This window comes from Flavobacterium aestuarii (assembly GCF_040049115.1).
Taxonomy (GTDB): Bacteria; Bacteroidota; Bacteroidia; order Flavobacteriales; family Flavobacteriaceae; genus Flavobacterium; species Flavobacterium aestuarii.
The window spans coordinates 1-678 of record NZ_JBDLZZ010000056.1 but is presented as its reverse complement, the minus strand read 5'-3'; the positions used below and the strand labels follow the sequence as shown (position 1 = coordinate 678).

At 28.3% G+C, this 678-nt stretch carries 1 protein-coding gene; it reads right to left on the bottom strand.

Features of this window, described 5'->3' with window-relative positions; genetic code table 11:
* Positions 1-22: 22 nt before the first annotated feature.
* Complete coding sequence (locus tag ABEG11_RS19040) at positions 23-619, bottom strand: hypothetical protein (RefSeq protein ID WP_348825763.1); 597 nt, start codon at positions 617-619, stop codon at positions 23-25.
* Positions 620-678: the final 59 nt, after the last annotated feature.

The following is a 678-nucleotide window of genomic DNA, read 5'->3' as shown; positions in this document are numbered from 1 at the left end:
AGTAGCTGTTGGCAGATGTTTTTTATAATCTTGCTTTCTTGTTATTATATTCTATTTTTCTATTTTGGTCATTTTTTGCGCTATTCCAATCTATCGTTGGTTGAAGTTTTTTTAACGCTTCAATATCTTTTTCGAAATTATTATTTAACGCAACAACAGTATCTCCTTTTTTTGCATAATCATTAAAAGTTATATTTCCAATATATGTAATTTCTCCTTTTTTAATTTCATAAGGAATTGAAAAACCTCCTGTTTTTACATCATATTGTCCAGCAATCATTCCGCTATTATGAAACAATCTTACACTTGGAATTTCAGAAGCACCAACAGGTCTTTCTATTGCAAATAAATATGTTCTTCCGCCATCTAATTGACCACTTTGGTTTCTGTTTACTTGAAATTCTTGAGAAGTATTATTTGTAAGTCTAAAAAAGTAACCATTAAAATTTGGTTTATTTGTTGGAAATGTCACAGAACCAACAAGTAAACCTTTTTCGGAAGATTTTGAAAAATTCATTGGCTCGCTTGGTAAACTTGCAACTGCACAACTTTGAACTAAAATAATTGTTGAAACTAAAATAACTGATAGTGTAATAATTTTAAATAATTTGTTTTTCATTTTGTTAAATTTTATTGATTTTTGAATTCTCCGTTTTCTGGCAAAATATCTGCCAACGT